The sequence below is a fragment of the Rhodoferax sp. U2-2l genome (assembly GCF_020594515.1).
In the GTDB taxonomy this organism is placed as follows: domain Bacteria; phylum Pseudomonadota; class Gammaproteobacteria; order Burkholderiales; family Burkholderiaceae_C; genus Rhodoferax.
This window is the reverse complement of the sequence record NZ_JAJCTH010000010.1, coordinates 84,474-102,573: the sequence shown is the minus strand read 5'-3', so window position 1 is coordinate 102,573 and position 18,100 is coordinate 84,474. Positions and strand designations below refer to the sequence as shown.

The 18,100-nt window shown below is 63.6% G+C and carries 16 protein-coding genes; 11 read left to right on the top strand and 5 right to left on the bottom strand.

Going from position 1 to position 18,100, the window contains the following annotated elements; translation table 11 throughout:
* Nucleotides 1-6: 6 nt before the first annotated feature.
* From cas3 to LHU53_RS10715, 4 genes are all read right to left on the bottom strand, one after another.
* The gene (cas3, locus tag LHU53_RS10730; protein ID WP_227332649.1) at nt 7-2,226 is read right to left on the bottom strand and encodes a CRISPR-associated helicase Cas3'; all 2,220 of its coding nucleotides are present in this window, start codon (nt 2,224-2,226) and stop codon (nt 7-9) included.
* A 124-nt stretch (nt 2,227-2,350) separates the two neighbouring features.
* Complete coding sequence (locus LHU53_RS10725; protein WP_227332648.1) at nt 2,351-3,331, bottom strand: YafY family protein; 981 nt, start codon at nt 3,329-3,331, stop codon at nt 2,351-2,353.
* A gap of 33 nt (nt 3,332-3,364) precedes the next feature.
* Nucleotides 3,365-4,666 carry a CaiB/BaiF CoA-transferase family protein gene (locus tag LHU53_RS10720; RefSeq protein WP_227332647.1) on the bottom strand — a complete coding sequence of 434 codons (1,302 nt, stop codon included), beginning with the start codon at nt 4,664-4,666 and terminating at the stop codon, nt 3,365-3,367.
* Between the two features lie 431 nt (nt 4,667-5,097).
* The gene (locus tag LHU53_RS10715) at nt 5,098-6,291 is read right to left on the bottom strand and encodes an acyl-CoA dehydrogenase (RefSeq protein ID WP_227332646.1); all 1,194 of its coding nucleotides are present in this window, start codon (nt 6,289-6,291) and stop codon (nt 5,098-5,100) included.
* A 157-nt stretch (nt 6,292-6,448) separates the two neighbouring features.
* On the opposite strand from LHU53_RS10715, the gene LHU53_RS10710 reads away from it, so the two are divergent.
* The 6 genes from LHU53_RS10710 to LHU53_RS10685 all read left to right on the top strand — a co-directional run bounded on the left by LHU53_RS10710 (nt 6,449) and on the right by LHU53_RS10685 (nt 12,883).
* Nucleotides 6,449-7,591: an aminotransferase class V-fold PLP-dependent enzyme gene (locus LHU53_RS10710; RefSeq protein ID WP_227332645.1), complete on the top strand. Its 1,143-nt coding sequence runs from the start codon at nt 6,449-6,451 to the stop codon at nt 7,589-7,591.
* A gap of 73 nt (nt 7,592-7,664) precedes the next feature.
* Nucleotides 7,665-8,195 (top strand): MarR family transcriptional regulator, encoded by a 531-nt coding sequence (locus LHU53_RS10705; RefSeq protein ID WP_227332644.1) that lies wholly within the window; start codon nt 7,665-7,667, stop codon nt 8,193-8,195.
* Nucleotides 8,185-9,663 (top strand): efflux transporter outer membrane subunit, encoded by a 1,479-nt coding sequence (locus LHU53_RS10700; RefSeq protein ID WP_227332643.1) that lies wholly within the window; start codon nt 8,185-8,187, stop codon nt 9,661-9,663. The genes LHU53_RS10705 and LHU53_RS10700 overlap by 11 nt, the downstream gene beginning before the upstream one ends.
* Before the next feature lie 76 nt (nt 9,664-9,739).
* Complete coding sequence (locus LHU53_RS10695; protein WP_227332642.1) at nt 9,740-10,993, top strand: efflux RND transporter periplasmic adaptor subunit; 1,254 nt, start codon at nt 9,740-9,742, stop codon at nt 10,991-10,993.
* 13 nt (nt 10,994-11,006) lie between these two features.
* Nucleotides 11,007-12,578 (top strand): DHA2 family efflux MFS transporter permease subunit, encoded by a 1,572-nt coding sequence (locus LHU53_RS10690; protein ID WP_227332641.1) that lies wholly within the window; start codon nt 11,007-11,009, stop codon nt 12,576-12,578.
* A 104-nt stretch (nt 12,579-12,682) separates the two neighbouring features.
* Entirely contained in the window at nt 12,683-12,883 is a 201-nt protein-coding gene (locus LHU53_RS10685) for a hypothetical protein (protein ID WP_227332640.1), read from the top strand.
* Nucleotides 12,884-12,928: 45 nt separating this feature from the next.
* Here the strand turns inward: LHU53_RS10685 and LHU53_RS10680 are convergent, their stop codons facing one another.
* Nucleotides 12,929-13,399: an isoprenylcysteine carboxylmethyltransferase family protein gene (locus LHU53_RS10680; RefSeq protein WP_227332639.1), complete on the bottom strand. Its 471-nt coding sequence runs from the start codon at nt 13,397-13,399 to the stop codon at nt 12,929-12,931.
* A gap of 185 nt (nt 13,400-13,584) precedes the next feature.
* Here LHU53_RS10680 and LHU53_RS10675 point away from each other — a divergent pair, with 185 nt between their 5' ends.
* The 5 genes from LHU53_RS10675 to LHU53_RS10655 all read left to right on the top strand — a co-directional run bounded on the left by LHU53_RS10675 (nt 13,585) and on the right by LHU53_RS10655 (nt 18,075).
* Complete coding sequence (locus LHU53_RS10675; protein WP_227332638.1) at nt 13,585-14,412, top strand: ABC transporter ATP-binding protein; 828 nt, start codon at nt 13,585-13,587, stop codon at nt 14,410-14,412.
* Nucleotides 14,405-15,307 (top strand): ABC transporter permease, encoded by a 903-nt coding sequence (locus tag LHU53_RS10670; RefSeq protein ID WP_227332637.1) that lies wholly within the window; start codon nt 14,405-14,407, stop codon nt 15,305-15,307. The genes LHU53_RS10675 and LHU53_RS10670 overlap by 8 nt, the downstream gene beginning before the upstream one ends.
* Complete coding sequence (locus LHU53_RS10665; RefSeq protein WP_227332636.1) at nt 15,304-16,263, top strand: ABC transporter permease; 960 nt, start codon at nt 15,304-15,306, stop codon at nt 16,261-16,263. Before LHU53_RS10670 ends, LHU53_RS10665 begins: the two co-directional genes overlap by 4 nt.
* Nucleotides 16,264-16,324: 61 nt before the next feature.
* On the top strand, nt 16,325-17,341 hold the full coding sequence (locus LHU53_RS10660) for an ABC transporter substrate-binding protein (RefSeq protein WP_227332635.1): 1,017 nt from the start codon (nt 16,325-16,327) through the stop codon (nt 17,339-17,341).
* Between the two features lie 56 nt (nt 17,342-17,397).
* Entirely contained in the window at nt 17,398-18,075 is a 678-nt protein-coding gene (locus LHU53_RS10655) for a TetR family transcriptional regulator C-terminal domain-containing protein (RefSeq protein ID WP_227332634.1), read from the top strand.
* Nucleotides 18,076-18,100: the final 25 nt, after the last annotated feature.

Sequence of the window (18,100 nt, the reverse complement as noted above, 5' to 3'; positions counted from 1 at the left end):
TTTCCTTCAAATAGCAAAGCCACCGGGGTTGAAAACAGCGTCAATCGGATTCAAACCGAGCATGGGGTCATAAAGATTCTCAGCGTTCACTTGCACATAGAGCCCAGGCATGGGCAAGGTCAAACTACCTTGCACCAGCATCTTGTCTGCCACCCGTTTGTGGATGCTGACGGTGTAACGCTGTAGCTTGCGCATCAGCCAGCGCTGCGGGCCTTCAGCCGCCAATTTCAGAAGTAGCTTTTCAATCTCGTCACCGTGCTCTGCGTAGCGAACGACCACCGTGGCGTTGTCTTGGTCGTCAATCAGGCGAAACGCTTCAGCTGCAGTGCGGAACTGGACACTCAGGGTTTTGCGGTCGTTGATCGTGAGTAGTCTGACTACTCCCTTGGCATCCAAATCCACCGAGTTGTAAAACTCTTTGAAATAGCGATCAAACAAGGTGCGAGCCAGCGGGTCGTGCGCCTGACCGTTCAGAATGGAGATGCAGGCATCGGCACCCTTGCGCAGATGACCCAGGGGCGGCCGCTCTGGTGGCACAAACACCACCACGCGGCCCTTGCCGTTCATGCGCCCTTCGCGGTTGCAGCGGCCAGCCGCCTGGGCGATGGAGTCGAGCCCGGCCAAGGCGCGGTAGACCACCGGGAAGTCAATGTCCACACCGGCTTCCACCAACTGGGTCGAGACGACGCGCAGAGGCCGCTGGTCGCGCCCCTCACGCTTGGCCTTCAGGCGTTCTTTGATCTGGGTGATGACGTCTTTGCGGTGTGCGCCACACATCAAGGCGGACAAATGCAAGGTGTCAACAGGCATCAGTCGCTGCAATTCGCGAGCGGCCTTGCGAGTGTTGACGATGGCCAGCACGCAGTCTTCGGCACTGAGCTGTGTGGCAATGTCGGCCCAGGCGGTGCGGGTGGTCCAGTCAGGTGGCAGCACCACATGGACGCGCTTGAGCGCATCAAACAAGGCGTCGGGGTCGTCGATGATCTCGCGCACGTTTTCCAAGCCACGCAAGTTCTTGCTGGCATCGAAATAGGTGGTGCTGCTCAGCGCGGGCTGGGTGGCGGTGCACAGCACCACGGTCACGCCGTAATGCGCCACCAGCAGATTAAGCACGTCCAGGATCGGCTGCAAGAACTCGGGGGGCAGTTGCTGCGCTTCGTCCAGCACGATGACGCTGCCCACCAGGTTGTGCAGCTTGCGGCAGCGCGAGGTCTTGGCGGCGAACAGAGACTCGAACAACTGCACATTGGTGGTGACCACCAGCGGTGCGTCCCAGTTCTCGCAGGCCAGGCGGCTGCGCATGGTTTCGTCCTTCTCTGCGGCATCGGCCTGGCTATGGTGCTCAATCAACACCTCGTCGCCCAGTGCTTTGAACACGTTGCGAAATACATCTGCCGTCTGCTCAATGATGCTGGTGTAGGGAATGGCGTAAATGATGCGGCGCTTGTCATGGGCTTGGGCGTGCTCCAACGCAAACGCCAGACTGGAAAGCGTCTTGCCACCGCCCGTTGGCACGGTAAGCGAGAAGAAACCCGCTGGCAGTGCCGCCTTGGCACGGCACTGGCGCAGGATGTTGGCGCGCAAAGTGTTGACGGGGGTGTCTACCACCGGCAACGCGGCCATGTGGGCATCAAAGACCAAGCGCATTTGTGCAAGCGTGGGAAAGCCTTCGCGGCGGGCGGGTTTGCCAGCATCAAAGTGCGCTTCGGTGTCCAGAAAGTCAGCATCGACCAGACATGAGAACAGCATGCGCATCCACAAGGCAAAGCCTGCTGCGCCACCGGGTAAGTAACGCAAGTCAGGAATGAAGGTACCAGCACTCAAAATGCTGGCGGGTGGGGTAGCTTTTAGAGCCGTACTTAACTCGGCTTGTGCATCTTCACCTTGCAAACGCCACGCGAGCCCACCACCCTCTCCATCCCAGTTGTCCAACCCCGCATGATGACCCGCAATCAGGTAGGCAAGGACGTTGCCGTAGGGTTTGGGCAATTGCTGCATGGCCCACAGTGCGCCAGCAGCTGAATGGGTCTTCTCGCGCCCACCTACTTTGCCTTCGATGTGCGCATCCGGGTTATCTGCCAGCCGAACATAGCGCTGAAAACCAGGGCGGTATTTGCCAAGGTCATGCCACAAGCCCGCCAGATAAGCCCAGCGTAATGCGGGTTCGGCAGCATCAAATGCCTTGGAAAACTCGGCCGCCAATTCAGCAACCTTTTCCAAATGCATGGCCAACAAGTGCCCACCCGAATGAGCCAATGCGTCTGACACGATGACTTCCCCCGCGAATATTGTTGATTTGCAGCCAGCTTACCCGCCCAAAGGTCCACCAGATGACCCTCTGCTCACCCCCTCAGAAATATTTTTCACCCAGCTTTTTCACCTCCTCCGCGACGACTTTGCGCAGCGAGGGCGGCCCCAGCACTTCGCAGTGGGTGCCGTGTTTGAGGATGTCCATGATCAGCTCGCGGTGGTCGGTGTAGGGCAGGCGCAGCAGGTAGCTGCCGTCGCTCTCGAACTTGCCGCTTTGCTCGGTGTGCCACTGCTCTTGCGCCACCCAGCGGGCGCGCTCGGGGCTAAAGCGCAGGCGGGCCCAGCGCAGCTTGCCGCCTGAAAAAATGCCGTAGCCGGGGCCGAAGGTGGCGCTGAGTTGCGCGGGGCTGACTTCACGCGCAGGCTCGTTGAGCGGCTCCAGCCGGGTGATGGCGTCCAGCGCAAAGTTGCGCAATTGCTGGCGGTAATGGCACCAGGCATCCAGGTACCAGTTGTCGCGGTAGTGCACCAGGCGCTGGGGCGAGATGTCGCGCTCGGTGGTGTGGCCGTTGCCGCGTGCGGTGTAGGCCATGTGCAGGCGCTTGCGCTGGGCCAGGGCGGTGGCGACTTGCTCAAAGTGGCGCGGGCGCACGCCGCGTTGCGCCAGGCGGATGATGCGCACACGCTGGCGCAGCTCGGTAGCCTCGGCATTGCCTTCTGGCCCCAGCAGGGCGTTCAGACGCGCCATCAGCGGGGCGATGTGGCTGGTCAGGAGCCCACCCGGGTCCAGCCCGGCCAGCAGTTGCTGCATGGTCAGCAGGGCGTGGATTTCGGTGGGAGAGAACCACAGCCCGGGCAACTCGTGCGCGTGTTTGTCGGCTGGGTCAGGGGCCGCTAGCTGGTAGCCGCCGCGTTGGCGGTTGTAGACGATGGGGTTGTGCAGGCGGTCGCACAGGTACTTCAGATCACGTTTGAGGGTGGAGCGGGAGGTCTCCAGCGTGGCCAACAACGTGGCAAAGCTGATGACCTTGTTGGCGCGCAGCAATTCGCTGATTTTGTAGAACCGTTCGGTTCGATCCATGGCATCCCCCTGAAGGATGCCGATGGCTTGTTTTTAAATGACGTTGCGGCTGCGTAGGCCAGCAATCTGTGCGGCATCCAGCCCCAATTCTGCCAGCACTTCTTGCGTGTGCTGACCCAAGGTGGGTGGTGCACGGCGCAGCACCGTGGGCGTGGCGCTAAGGCGCATGGGGTTGGCCACGGTGCGCACCTGGGTGGCGGTGCCAGCGGCCGCCGCAGGGGGCAATGCACTTCGAAAAGCTGCGCTATCGGTGGCTTCCAGACGTTTTGGTGACATGCCTAGTGTTTGATTCAGCACCAAACCCCGGGCCAAAATCTGGGGGTCAGCAAAGGCCTGGGCCAGGGTGTTGATCGGGCCGCAGGGCACGGCTTTGTCTTCCAGCAGTCTGGTCCAGTCCGCCGTGCTGCGGGTGCGGGTGACGGGCAGCATCAGGGCCACCAGGGCTTCCCGGTTTTTGACCCGCAGGGTGTTGCTGCGAAAACGTTCGTCCTGCGCCCACCCAGGTTGACCCGCAGCGTCGCAGAAACGCACAAACTGGCCGTCGTTGCCAATCGCCAGCAACATGCTGCCATCCAGGGTGTCGAAGGTCTGGTACGGCGCCAGACTGGGGTGGGTGTTGCCCTGGCGTTGCGGCACCTGGCCGGTGTTCAGGTAACCAGCGGCCTGATTGGCCAGCACCGCCATGCCGACATCAAGCAAGGCCATGTCGATGTGCTGGCCAGCACCCGTTTTGTGGCGTGCTTCGACCGCAGCCAAGATGGCGCTGCAGGCGTAAATGCCGGTCAACACGTCGATCAACGCCACACCCATACGCATCGGGCCGCCGCCGGGTTGCTCATCGGCGTGGCCGGTGATGCTCATGAGGCCACTCATGGCCTGGATCATCAGGTCGTAACCGGCGCGCTCGGCATACGGGCCGGTCTGGCCGAAGCCGGTGACCGAGCAGTAGATCAGGCGTGGGTTGATGGCTTTCAGGCTCTCGTAGTCCAGCCCGTATTGCGCCAGGCCGCCCACCTTGAAGTTCTCGACCAGGATGTCGCTGCCAGCGGCCATCTGGCGGATCAGCGCCTGGCCTTCGGGCTGGGCCATGTCCAGCGTGATGGCGCGTTTGTTGCGGTTGCAGGCGGTGAAGTAGGTGGCTTGCGCCGTGTCGTTGCCGTCGGCATCCTTGAGGAAGGGCGGGCCCCAGTGGCGGGTGTCGTCACCGGCGCCTGGACGCTCCACCTTGATCACATCGGCGCCCAGGTCCGCCAGCATTTGGGTGCACCAGGGGCCGGCCAGCACGCGCGAGAGGTCCAGAACTTTGAGGTGGCTGAGGGCGGCTTGGGTTGTCATGGTTTTGTTGTTGGGTTTGAAGTCAGGGGGTCAGCCGTTGACGGATCGGTGTTTGTGGCTGGCCACGCGGGCTTGGGCAGGGTGCCTCAACGCGCTGCGCTTTGCGAAGTCGGCCCCCTGCCCAAACCCGCATGGCCTGAACGGCGGAAGGGTTCGTCGAGCAGGAAACCAGATGCAGGCGGACTAACGGTGTTGTTTGGCCCTGTCTTAGGGTGTTGGGGTGACGTATACACCGGTGACGCATTGGCTGACTGCCTTGGTATTGAAAGCTCGCACCCTGCAATACATGCAGCAGCGGGCGGGCTGTGGGAACCCGCCGACTTCGCAAAGCGCAGCGCGTTGAGGCGGGGGCCCACAGCCCACCCGCTGCCACCACAGGTGCCCGCGTCCTCACGGTCGGGTGTCTGGCAGTTCCCAAACGGCCGCCCTATTCAGCAAAACGCCTGAATCCCCGTCTGCGCCCGCCCCAGAATCAGGGCGTGGATGTCGTGCGTGCCTTCGTAGGTGTTGACCACCTCCAGATTCACCAGGTGCCGCGCCACACCAAACTCGTCGCTGATGCCGTTGCCACCCATCATGTCGCGCGCCAGACGGGCGATGTCGAGTGCTTTGCCACACGAGTTGCGCTTCAAGATCGAGGTGATCTCGACCGACGCCGTGCCCTCGTCCTTCATGCGGCCTAGGCGCAGGCAGCCCTGCAGGCCCAGCGCAATTTCTGTCTGCATGTCAGCCAGCTTTTTCTGGATCAACTGGTTGGCAGCCAGCGGGCGGCCAAACTGCTGGCGGTCCAGCACGTACTGGCGTGAACGCAGCCAGCAATCCTCGGCCGCACCCAAAACACCCCAGGCAATGCCGTAGCGGGCGCTGTTGAGGCAGGTGAACGGGCCTTTGAGGCCTTGCACCTCGGGGAAAGCGTTTTCTTCGGGGCAGAACACACCGTCCATCACGATCTCGCCAGTGATGCTGGCCCGCAAGCCCACCTTGCCGTGGATGGCCGGGGCGCTCAAGCCTGGTGCGCCCTTGTCCAGCACAAAACCACGGATCGGCCCCACCGTACCGTTCTCCGTCACCTCTTTGGCCCAGACCACAAACACGTCGGCAATCGGGCTGTTGGAAATCCACATCTTGTTGCCGCTGAGCTTGTAGCCGCCGGGCACCTTGACCGCACGGCTCAGCATGCTGGCCGGGTCGCTGCCGTGGTTGGGCTCGGTCAGGCCAAAACAACCAATCCACTCACCAGTAGCCAATTTGGGCAGGTATTTCTGGCGCGTGGCCTCGTTGCCAAACTCAAAAATCGGCACCATCACCAGTGAACTTTGCACGCTCATCATGCTGCGGTAGCCGCTGTCCACGCGCTCGACTTCGCGGGCGATCAGACCGTAGGCCACGTAGTTCAGCGCCGGGCCACCATAAGCCTCGGGGATGGTTGGGCCCAGCATACCGAGTTCACCCATCTCGCGAAAGATGGTGGGGTCGGTCTGCTCGTGGCGAAAGGCCTCGATCACGCGTGGCTGCAATTTGTCCTGGCAATAGGCAGCTGCGGCGTCCTTGACCATGCGCTCATCATCGCTGAGCTGCTGTTCCAGCAAAAAAGGGTCTTGCCAGTTGAAGGACGCTTTGGCCATGGGTGATCTCCTGAAAGGGTGAGCAAAAGTGGATGGCTGCATGCTAACTGGCATGGCAGGGATACAGGTGTCATACAGCCAGCGGCGGATCGCCCGCCAACCCACATGCCCGTGCTAAGCTGGCAGCATTTTCCCAAAAATGACAGGAGCGCTTCCCATGCCAGCCTTGCTTTCCAACATTGACCCCGACGGCCTGCTTGAGTTTTCTGTGGTCTACACCGACCGCGCCTTGAACCACATGTCCAAACGTTTTCAGGGCGTGATGCGTGATATCTCCGCCACGCTCAAAGAGGTCTACCACGCCCAAAGCACGGCGCTGGTGCCCGGCAGCGGCACTTTTGGCATGGAAGCAGTGGCGCGGCAATTTGCCACCGGCAAGAAGGTGCTGGTCATCCGCAACGGCTGGTTCAGCTACCGCTGGACACAGATTTTTGACATGGGCAAGATTCCGTCCGAGTCCATCGTGCTGAAAGCCCGCCGGGTCAATGACAGCCGCCAGTCGCCCTGGATGCCGTGCCCGGTGGACGAGGTGGTGGCCAGCATCCGCGCCAACAAGCCTGACGTGGTGTTTGCCCCGCATGTGGAAACCTCCAGCGGCATGATGCTGCCCGACGCCTACCTGCGTGCCGTGAGCGACGCCGTGCACGAGGTCGGTGGCCTGATGGTGCTGGACTGTGTGGCCTCGGGTGCGATCTGGGTCAACATGGAAGCCACCGGCATCGACGTGCTGGTGACTGCGCCGCAAAAAGGCTGGAGCGGCTCACCCTGCTGCGCCATGGTTGCCTTAAGTGCGCGCGCGCGCGCCGCCATCGATGGCACCACCAGCAGCAGCTACGCCTGCGATCTCAAGAAGTGGCTGCAGATGATGGAAGCCTACGAAGGCGGTGGCCACGCCTACCACGCCACCATGCCCACCGACGCGCTGGTGCGCCTGCGCGACGTGATGCTGGAAACCCGCGCCGACGGCTTTGACAAAGTGTGCGCCCAACAAGCCGAGTTGGGCCAGAAGGTGCGTGCATTGTTTGAGAGCCGGGGCTTGGCCAGCGTGGCGGCCGATGGCTTCAAGGCACCGGGCGTGGTGGTGAGCTACACCACCGACCCGGAAATCCAGAACAGCAAGAAGTTTCTGGCCATCGGCCTGCAAACCGCCGCCGGTGTGCCGCTGCAGTGCGATGAGCCGGCCGATTTCATGACTTTCCGGGTCGGGCTGTTTGGCCTGGACAAGCTGCGCAACGTGGACGACACCGTGGCCACCTTGGCCGGTGCCTTGACCGAGCTGGGTTTGAGCGGGCATCGGTAAAAACCCTATGCCAAAAATTGTCATTGCAACTATTGTCTGACAAATGATTGCATAGGCAAGTATATTTCGGGGTGTGAACACCACCACCCCACCTTCTTCCTTCGACCCCACCGCCCCCGGCGCGGCGGTGGATTTTTACCAGGCAAGTGACTACCGGCCCAGCGAGAGCGTGGGGTTCATGATGCGACGCATCGTGAACCACATCTCACGCGAAGTGGACCGCGAGATGGAGCCGCTGGGCCTGACCAACGCGCAATGGGTGCCGCTGTTCAAGCTGCACCTGGGTTGTGGCTCCACCGTGGCCGAGTTGGCGCGCGAGTCGGATCTGGACGCGGGCTCGATGACGCGCCTGCTTGACCGGCTGGAGGCCAAGCAGCTGTGCCGCCGGGTGCGCTCGCTGGACGACCGGCGCGTGGTCCACATTGAGCTCACCCCCGCGGGCACAGCCGCAGCCAAGCAGATTCCCGCCGTGCTGAGCCGGGTGCAAAACACCCACCTGGCGGGCTTCAGCACGGACGAATGGCGCACCCTCCAAGGCCTGCTGCGCCGCGTTCTCACCACCGCCGAAGCCCTGCGTGACGCCAAAGACCAGCATGCGCCATAACACCCCCTCCTCTTTTGCCGTGCGTCGGGCATCCGCCGGCACACTGGCCGCCACCCTGATCGCGGGCTTGCTGGCAGGCTGCGCCGACTTTTCCGGCATCCAACCGCAGGCGCAGTTGCGCGATGTGGCTTCGTTGGGGCTGACCACAGCCGCCGCGCCGCTGGACGCCCAGTGGTGGCGCGCCTTGGGTGACGACACGCTGAACCAGCTGCAGGCACAAGCGCTGCAGGCCAACCCCAGCCTGAAGCTGGCCCAAGCCCGCATCGCCGCCGCGCAAGCCGCTGCGCAGTTCAGCCAATCAACCACCCGGCCGCAACTCGGCGCGCAGCTCAACGCCACCCGCCAGCGCTACACCGCCAACGGTGCCATCCCGCCACCGCTGGCCGGTGCGGTGGAGAGCGGTGGCACAGCACAACTGGCCGGCAGCTGGGAGCTGGACTTTTTTGGCAAAAACCACGCCGCGTTGCAAGCCGCGCTGGGCAACGCACGCGCCGCCCAAGCCGATGCCCAAGCGGCCCGCGTGTTGCTGACCAGTCAGGTGGCGCACACTTACCTCAGTTGGGTTGGACTCAACGAGCAGCGCAGCCTTGCCAAGCGGATGCTGGCCCAGCGCGAGGAAACCCTGACACTGGTCCAAGCGCGTTTTGACGCCGGACTGGACACCCCGCTGGACCTCCGCCAAGCCCAGGGCGCCCTGCCCGAGGCCAGGCTGCAACTTGAATTGCTGGACGAACAAATCGCCCTGACACACAACGCGCTGGCCGCGCTGGTTGGTGAACCCAATCAACCTCTGGCGCTTGTTTTCAAAGGGCAAGAAGCCTTGCATCCCCTGCCGCTGGAGACGGCCATCCACGCCAACCTGCTGGGCCAGCGTGCCGATGTGGCGGCGGCACGCTGGCGTGTGCAAGCAGCCGAGCACGGCATGGCAAGCGCCAAAGCCCAGTTCTACCCCAACATCAACCTCACCGCGTTTGTCGGCTTTTCCAGCATCGGACTGGGCCAGCTGCTGCAATCGGGCAGCCAGCAGTGGGGCGTGGGCCCGGCGCTGAGCCTGCCGCTGTTTGACAGTGGCCGCCTGCGCGCCAACCTGGGCGCCACCACCGCCGAGCGCGACGCGGCGGTGGAAAGTTACAACGCCACGGTGATCAACGCCATCCACGATGTGGCCGACCAACTGGCGTCGCGCCAGGCCATTGCGCGCCAGCAGGCCGAACAACAGCAAGCCGCCCTGGCCGCGCAAGCCACTTACGCGGCAGCACAGCAGCGCTACCGCAGCGGCCTGCTCAACGCCCTGCAGGTGCTCAATGCCGAGACGGCGATACTGACACAGCGCCGCCAGAACGCTGACCTGGCCACCCGCGCGCTGCACAACCAGGTTGCGCTGGCCCGCGCACTGGGCGGGGGCTTCACCGCCCACACCGCGCCAGACACCCGCGAACTGCCCGCTCCATTGCCCGCTCTTGAATAGCCATGGCCTTGATCCAACCAGCGCCACCGGCCGAACGGCATATGCCACCTACCAGATACCGACAGGACACCACAGCATGACCGACCGCCCATCCACCCCCCCGCACACACCCAGCACCCCCGCCAGCGCCAGCGGCAACCCCAAACGCAAACAGGGGCTGACCATCCTCGCCACCGTGGGGGTGGTTGCAGGCCTGGGTTGGGCCGCCTACGCATGGTTGGTGGCCAGCCACTATGAAGACACCGACAACGCCTATGTACAAGGCGACGTGATCCAGATCACCCCGCAAATCGGCGGCACGGTGCAGGGCATTCTGGCCAACGACACCGACTTCGTCAAAGCCGGGCAAGTGCTGGTGCAGCTGGACCCGGCGGACTCGAAGGTCGCACTTGACCAAGCCCAGGCCGCGCTGGCGCAGGCGGTGCGCCAGGCGCGCACGCTGTACGCCAACAACGCCACGCTGCAGGCCCAGATTGCCCTGCGTGAGGCCGATATCAGCAAAGCCAAGGTCGAGGTCGAGCGCGCCAGCGACGACCTGAAACGCCGCCAGTCGCTCAGCGGCAACGGCGCGGTGTCACAGGAAGAACTGCAACACGCCCAACAGCAGCTGGTCAGTGCCCAGAGCACCCTGGCCGCCGCCCAGGCCGGTGTGGTGACCGCACGTGAACAGCTCAACAGCAATCAAACGCTGACCGAAGGCGCCAGCGTCGAACAGCAACCCAGTGTGCAGTTGGCCGCCGCCCGGTTACGCGAAGCCTTCCTGGCCACCCAACGTACGGCGCTGCTGGCGCCGGTCGACGGTTATGTCGCCAAACGCACGGTGCAACTGGGCCAGCGCGTCGCCGCAGGCGCGCCGCTGATGTCGGTGATTGCGCTCAACAAGGTCTGGGTGGAGGCCAACTTCAAGGAAGTGCAGTTGCGCAACATCCGCATCGGCCAGCCGGTGACGCTGGTGGCCGACCAATACGGCAAAAAAGTCAGTTACAGCGGCACGGTGAGCGGGCTGGGTGCGGGCACGGGTGCGGCGTTTTCGCTGCTGCCCGCGCAAAACGCCACCGGTAACTGGATCAAGGTGGTACAGCGGGTGCCCGTGCGCATTGCGCTGGACGCCAAGGAACTGGCCCAGCATCCACTGCGTGTGGGTTTGTCGATGACGGCCGAGGTGGATGTGCGCCAGACCGATGGCCTGGCGCTGGCCGATGTGCCGCGCGTGGCGGTGGCACCGCCTGCCGCTTTGCCGACGGATGACGCTGCCAATGCGCTGGTGCAGCGGGTGATTGCGGCCCATCTGGGGTCCGCGGGTGGGGCCAAGTCGCATCCCAAACTGTGATTATCACCACCCCATGTCACACGCCACCCCCGCCGCAGACTACCGTCACCCGCCACCTTTGACCGGCTCGGCCCGCTTGTGGGGCACGCTGGCGCTGTCTGCGGCCACGTTCATGAACGTGCTCGACACCTCCATTGCCAACGTGTCGCTGCCCGCCATCGCGGGCGACCTGGGGGTCAGCCCGAACCAGGGCACCTGGGTCATCACCAGCTTTGGCGTGGCCAACGCCATTGCCGTGCCGCTGACCGGCTGGCTGGCGCAGCGATTTGGCCAGGTGCGCCTGTTTGTCACCAGCGTCATCCTGTTTGTGCTGGCCTCCTGGTTATGCGGGCTGGCCCCGAACATGACCACACTGATCATCTTTCGGGTGTTGCAGGGTCTGGTGGCCGGACCCATGATTCCGCTGTCGCAGGCGCTGCTGCTCTCCAGCTACCCGCCCGCGCTGGCCGGGGTGGCGATGGCGCTGTGGTCCATGACCACGCTGATCGCCCCGGTGCTGGGGCCACTGCTGGGCGGCTGGATCACCGACAACATCTCCTGGCCGTGGATTTTTTACATCAACATTCCGGTGGGTGTGGGCGCAGCCTTCATCACCTGGCGCATTTTTCACAAACGCGAAAGCCAGACGCGCAAGCTGCCGATTGACTCGGTGGGTCTGGCGCTGCTGGTGATCTGGGTCGGCTCCTTGCAAATCATGCTCGACAAGGGGCAGGAGCTGGACTGGTTCCATTCGGGCGAGGTGGTGGCCCTGGCCGTGGTGGCGGTGGTGGGGTTTCTGGCGTTTCTGATCTGGGAACTGACCGAGGAACACCCGGTGGTGGACTTGACGCTGTTCAAGCGGCGCAACTTCTGGGCCGGGGTGCTGGCGCTGTCGGTGGGCTACGGGCTGTTTTTTGGCAATGTGGTGTTGCTGCCGCTGTGGCTGCAGCAGTACATGAGCTACACCTCCACCCAGGCCGGCATGATTCTGGCGCCGGTGGGGCTGATGGCGCTGATCTTGTCACCGCTGGTGGGCAAAAACATCGCCAAGTTTGACCCGCGCCACTTTGCCGCCTTTGCCTTCATGGTGTTTGGCCTGGTGCTGTGGATGCGCTCGAACTTCAACACCCAGGCCAACTTTGGCACCATCATGGTTCCGACGCTGATCCAGGGCGTGGCGATGGCGTTTTTCTTCATCCCGCTGATGACCATCACGCTCTCGGGCCTGTCGCCGGACCGGATTGCCGCGGCCTCGGGCTTGTCGAACTTTGTGCGCATCACGGCGGGCAGTTTTGGCACCTCGATCGCCACCACCCTGTGGCAAGACCGTGCCGCGCTGCACCACGCGCAGCTCAGCGACTACGTCAACGCGGGTCGCAGCGCCACGCAAGACGCACTCAGCGGGCTGGCGGCAAGCGGCTACACACCGCAGCAGGCGCTGGCCGTGGTGGACCGGCTGACCAACCAGCAGGCCTATATGTTGGCCGCCAATGACATCTTTTTTGCCTCGGCGCTGACCTTTCTGGCGATGATTCCGCTGGTCTACCTCACGCGCCATGTGCGCGCTGGGGCGGCGGGTGCCAAGGCGGCAGCGGGGGCGCACTGAGCCCACCCCTGGCGTGGCCTGACGGCGCGGCTGACCCAGGCCACAACCCGCGGGTTTGACACCACGGCCACCAGGTTATCGCCACCGCATCACAATCGCAGGCCATGTCTTGCCAAAACACCCCACCCAAACGCCCACGGGACGCGCGCCGTTTTGTCGAAAAAACCAGCTGGCTGCGGCCCTACACGCGCTGGGCCACGCGGGTGTCGCTGAATTCTCCGGGCTGGCTGCCCAGCGCCGTGCGCAACGCCCCTTTGAAACTGTCGTCGCTGATCCTGCGCGGCTACCACCAGGTGCTGAAGTAACCGCACGCCGCCTCGGCGGCACAGCCCGGCGACGGGCGTTTCAGCCTAAAACACCCCGGGCACAAAGCGTTTGCACTGCCGGCAGTACGCAGCGTACTGAGGGTAGTGCTCACGCAAGCCTTGTTCTTCCACCATGGCCTTGGCCAGCAACACGCCAAACAGCGCCAGCCACACCCCCCATGCCAGCCCCTGCGCGCTCACGCAGGCCAAAGCCGCGGCCGCCAGCAACACGGTGCTGTACATCGGGTGGCGCACCCACCGATAGGGCCCGCTGGTGACCAGCACACCGCCGGCCTTGGGCTGCGGGTGCACGTTGAAGTTGCCCAGCCGGTTGTGCAGCAGCGTCCAGCCACCCAGCCCACCCGATAGCCCCAGCAGCAGCCAGCAAGTCAGTCCCACCTGACCCAGCCGCAACAGCGGCAGCGCCAAAAACCCCAACCCGGCAAGCAGCCCGAACTGCAGCAGCACCAGCCCATAGCCGGTGCGCGAGCGCCTGTGCGGTGCAAACAGTGACATGGCAGGCCCCAATCCGTCGCGGTGAAAGTGCGGCATTGTCACCGAGACCGCCTCTCATGGTTAACCCGCGGCCACCCCATTTTCTGGCACGAAACTCGCTTTGAACCCTAGAATAAATTGACCAATTGGTTAGCTTCTTGTGGGCAAGGCCGCTTTTTGGTGCAACTCTCCCTTTATCTGTGCCCATGAACCACCCTGAAGACACGTCCATTCTGTCCAAGCTCCAGCCGCCTGCCGGTGGGCGACTGGCCATCGACATTCGCCAGGCCAGCGTGGTGTATCCCACCGCCGATGCCCCGGTGCATGCGCTGGACAACATCGATCTGAAGATCCACGAGGGTGAATTTGTCTCGCTGATCGGCCCCTCGGGCTGCGGCAAGACCACGCTGATGCGGGTGATTGCCGATCTGGAGCCGATCAGCGCGGGCCAAGTGCTGGTCAACGGCGTCACGCCGCATGAAGCGCGGCTGGCACGCGCTTACGGTTATGTGTTTCAGGCCCCGGCGCTGTTCCCATGGCGCACCGTGCTGGCCAATGTGACGCTGCCGCTGCAGATTCAGGGCCGCCCCCAGGCCGACAGCAAAACCATCGCCATCGAACACCTGGAGCGCGTCGGCCTCAAGGGCTTTGAGAACAAATACCCGTGGCAACTCTCAGGCGGCATGCAGCAGCGGGTGTCGATTGCCCGCGCCTTGTCGTTTGAGCCGAAGATTTTGATGATGGATGAGCCGTTTGGCGCGCTCGATGAAATCACCCGCGACCGGCTCAACGAACAGTTGCAGCAGCTCTGGCAGCGCGAACGCCGCACGGTGGTGTTTGTCACCCACTCGATTGCTGAGGCGGTCTACCTCTCGACCAAGATTGTGGTGATGTCGCCGCGCCCCGGGCGCATCGTCAAGGTGATTGAGTCGCCCTTGCCCAACGAGCGGCACCTGGGCCTGCGCGACACGCCCGAATTCATGGCTGTGGCGCATGAAGTGCGCGAAGCCCTGGCAGACGGTCACCATGACTAAAGTGGTTTCCCCCGGCACCTGGCAACGCCTGCAGCGCGACGTGGTGCCGGTGCTGGTGATCCTGCTGGGCGTGGTGGCGCTGTGGTACGTGGGTGCGGTGTGGATGAATGCGGCGGGCGCGATTGAGCGCGTGTTGCCGTCAGATGCGCCATGGACCTGGCCCCAGCTGGTGGCGGCCACGATGGACATGCAGCGCCCGGTGCTGCCCACGCCGCATCAGGTGGCCAAAGATTTTTGGAGCAGCCTGGTCGACTGGCCGATTGACTCACCGCGCAACCTGCTGTTCCATGTGGCCGTCACGGCTGAATCCACGCTGTGGGGTTTTGTGCTGGGCACGCTGCTGGGGCTGGTGCTGGCGGTGCTGATCGTCCATTCGCGCACGCTGGACCGCGCCTTGCTTCCGTGGATCGTGGCCTCGCAAAGTGTGCCGGTGCTGGCCATTGCGCCGATTGTGTTGGTGATTCTGGGGAGTCTGGGTTTTTCGGGCGTGGCGCCCAAGGCGGTGATTGCCATGTATTTGTGCTTTTTTCCGGTGACGGTGGCGATGGTGCAGGGCCTGCGCTCGCCGCAGAAGATCGAAACCGAAATGCTGCACACCTATGCCGCCAGCAAGTGGCAAGCTTTGTGGCTGTTGCGGCTGCCCGCCTCCCTGCCATTTTTGTTTCCGGCCTTGCGCGTGGGCATTGCCGCTGGGCTGGTTGGCGCCATGGTGGCCGAGCTGCCGACGGGCGCGGTGGCGGGCCTGGGCGCGCGGCTGCTCACCGGCTCGTATTACGGCAACACGGTGCAAATTTGGTCGGCGCTGGTGATGTCGGCGCTGCTCGGTCTGGCACTCACCCTGGCCGTGGCGGGGGTGGAGAAACTGGTGCTGAGCCGCCGTGGAGGTCAGGTTTGAAAGCGCCATTGGTCAAAGCCCTGGTCTTTGCGGTGTGCAGCCTGGCGGGGGCGTGTCTGGTGTTCATCCATCCGGCAGCACAGGGGGCGTTACCTGAGGGCGACTCGCCGGGCTTTCTGTTCTGGGGTGCCACGCTTGTGATCGCCGCGCTGGCCGTGCAGTCGGTACGTCGGCTGGCCGCGCTGGATGGCCGCCGCTGGCTGGGTTTGGCCACGGCGGCGCTGTTTGGCCTGTGGGTCCTCTACTTCTGGCAGTTGCTGGTGGTGGCGTTTGACGTGCCGCGGGTGTTGTTGCCACCGCCGGGCCTGATCCTGCAGTCCCTCGGTGAGCACAGTGAGGTGTTGTGGGGTGACTTTGTGCAGACCGTGCTCAAAGCGGTGCTGATCGGCTGGGGCTTGGGCTCGGGCCTGGGGTTTGCCGTGGCGGTGGCGATTGACCGGCAGCCGTTTTTGCAGCGCGGGCTGCTGCCGCTGGCGTCCCTAACCAGCACCGTGCCGCTGGTGGCGGTGGCGCCAATCGCTGTCATGTGGTTTGGTTTTGAGTGGCCGTCCAAGGCCGCGGTGGTGGTGCTGATGACCTTTTTCCCGATGATGGTCTCGACCCTGGCCGGGCTCAAGGCCTCCGGCAAGCTGGAGCGCGAGCTGATGTACAGCTACGCCGCCAGCTACACCCGCACGCTGCTGGCGCTGCGCCTGCCGTCTGCGCTGCCGTTCATCTTTGGGGCGCTCAAGGTCAATGCCACGCTGGCACTCATTGGGGCCATCGTGGCGGAGTTTTTTGGCTCACCCACGGCCGGGCTGGGGTTCCGGATTTCGACCGAAGCCTCGCGCATGAACATGCCGCTGGTGTGGTCAGCGATTGTGGTGGCTGCGGTGACCGGTTCGCTGGCTTATGCGGTGCTGGTCCAGTTGGAGCGGCGTGCGGCGTTTTGGCACCCCTCGGTTCGAGGCAAGTAGCGTGTCACCCCTTTTGTCACCGGTCTGTTTGTTTGTCCACCAACCCTAAGGAGCTTCCCCCATGACTCGTTCTTTTAAGTTCTCCAGCAGCCTGATGGCTGCCGTGCTGGCGGTCTGTGGCGTCACGGCCAGCATGAGCGCCAGCGCGGCCGACAAGGTCACCGTGCAGCTCAAGTGGCTGCCGCAAGCCCAGTTTGCAGGCTACTACGTGGCGCAAAGCAAGGGCTATTACAAGGCCGAGGGGCTGGACGTGACGATCAAACCCGGTGGCCCCGACATTTCGCCCGTGCAGGTGATTGCCGGCAATGGCGCCGACGTGGTGGTGAACTGGATGCCCGACGCGCTGGCCGCGCGTGAAGCCGGTGTGCCGCTGGTCAACATCGCCCAGGTGTTCAACCAGTCCGGCCTGATGCTGACCTGCAAAAAGGCCAGCGGTGTGAGCAGCCCGAAAGACTTCAAGGGCAAAACGCTGGGTGTCTGGTACGGCGGCAACGAGTACCCGTTCCTGAACTGGATGGCCAAGCTCGGCTACAAACCCGGCACCGACATCAAGATCCTCAAACAAGGCTTCAACGTCGACCCACTGTTGCAAAACCAGGCCGCCTGTATCTCGACCATGATCTACAACGAGTACTGGCAGGTGGTGGACGCAGGTGTCAAAGAAAGCGATCTGGTCACCTTCTTCTATGAAAAAGAAGGCGTGGCCTCACTCGAAGATGGCCTGTATGTGATGGAAGCCAAACTCAAAGACCCCGCTTTTGTCGCCAAGATGGGCAAGTTCCTCAAAGCCACCTTCAAGGGCTGGAACGACGCGGTGAAAAACCCGGCCGAGGCCGCCAAGATTGTGGTGGCCAACGACATGTCGGGCAGCGCCTCTGAAAAAGTGCAGCAACGCCAGATGGAAAACGTGGCCAAGCTGATCACCAACGCCAGCACCGCCAAGATGGGCTACCTGGACCCGGCCGCCTATGAACGCACGGTGAAGGTGCTGCTGGCCGCTGGCAGCTCGCCAGTGATCAAGAAAGACCCGGGCAAAGCCGCCTACAGCCACGTGGTGTGGGAAGCGTCGGCCAAGTAAACGGCCACCCCCAACCCCAAGGGTCTTGTCCTGACGGGTGAGGCCCTTGTTTCATCATGACACCACTCCAACGCAGTCAGCGCACGCCCGAGGTTGACGACGCCAGCAAAGGCCAGATCCGCCAGGCCAACGAGGCGCGCATCCTGGCCGCTGCCGAGCGGGTGTTTGCCGGTGCCGGGTTTGGCGGTGCCACCATGGCCGCCATTGCCGAAGCGGCCGGGCTGCCCAAGGCCAACCTGCACTATTACTTTGGCGCCAAACAGGATTTGTACCGCGCGGTGCTGGCGCAAACCCTGCAAGATTGGCTGGCGCCCACCGATGTCATCACACCCGATGCGGACCCCCAAACAGCCATCGAGGCCTACATCCGCGCCAAGATGGCCCTGTCCATCACGCGCCCACACGCCTCGCGCGTGTTTGCCAACGAACTGCTGCACGGTGCACCGGTGGTCAAAACCCTGCTGGCCACCGACCTGCGCGAGCTGGTACTGGCCAAGGCCGGAGTCGTCGCCCAGTGGGTGGCGCAGGGCCGCATGGCGCCGGTGGACCCGGTGCACCTGTTTTTCACCATCTGGGCCGCCACCCAGACCTACGCTGACTTTGAGGTGCAGGTAGCCGCCGTGTTGGGACACACCGAGTTCACCCCCGCCGACCAGACCCGCGCCACCGACCATGTGGTGTCGCTGTTGCTGCGCGGCTGCGGCTTACAGGGGAACGTCTCGGCGACGGCCTGATTCAAGGCCGGACTGATGCGTTGTC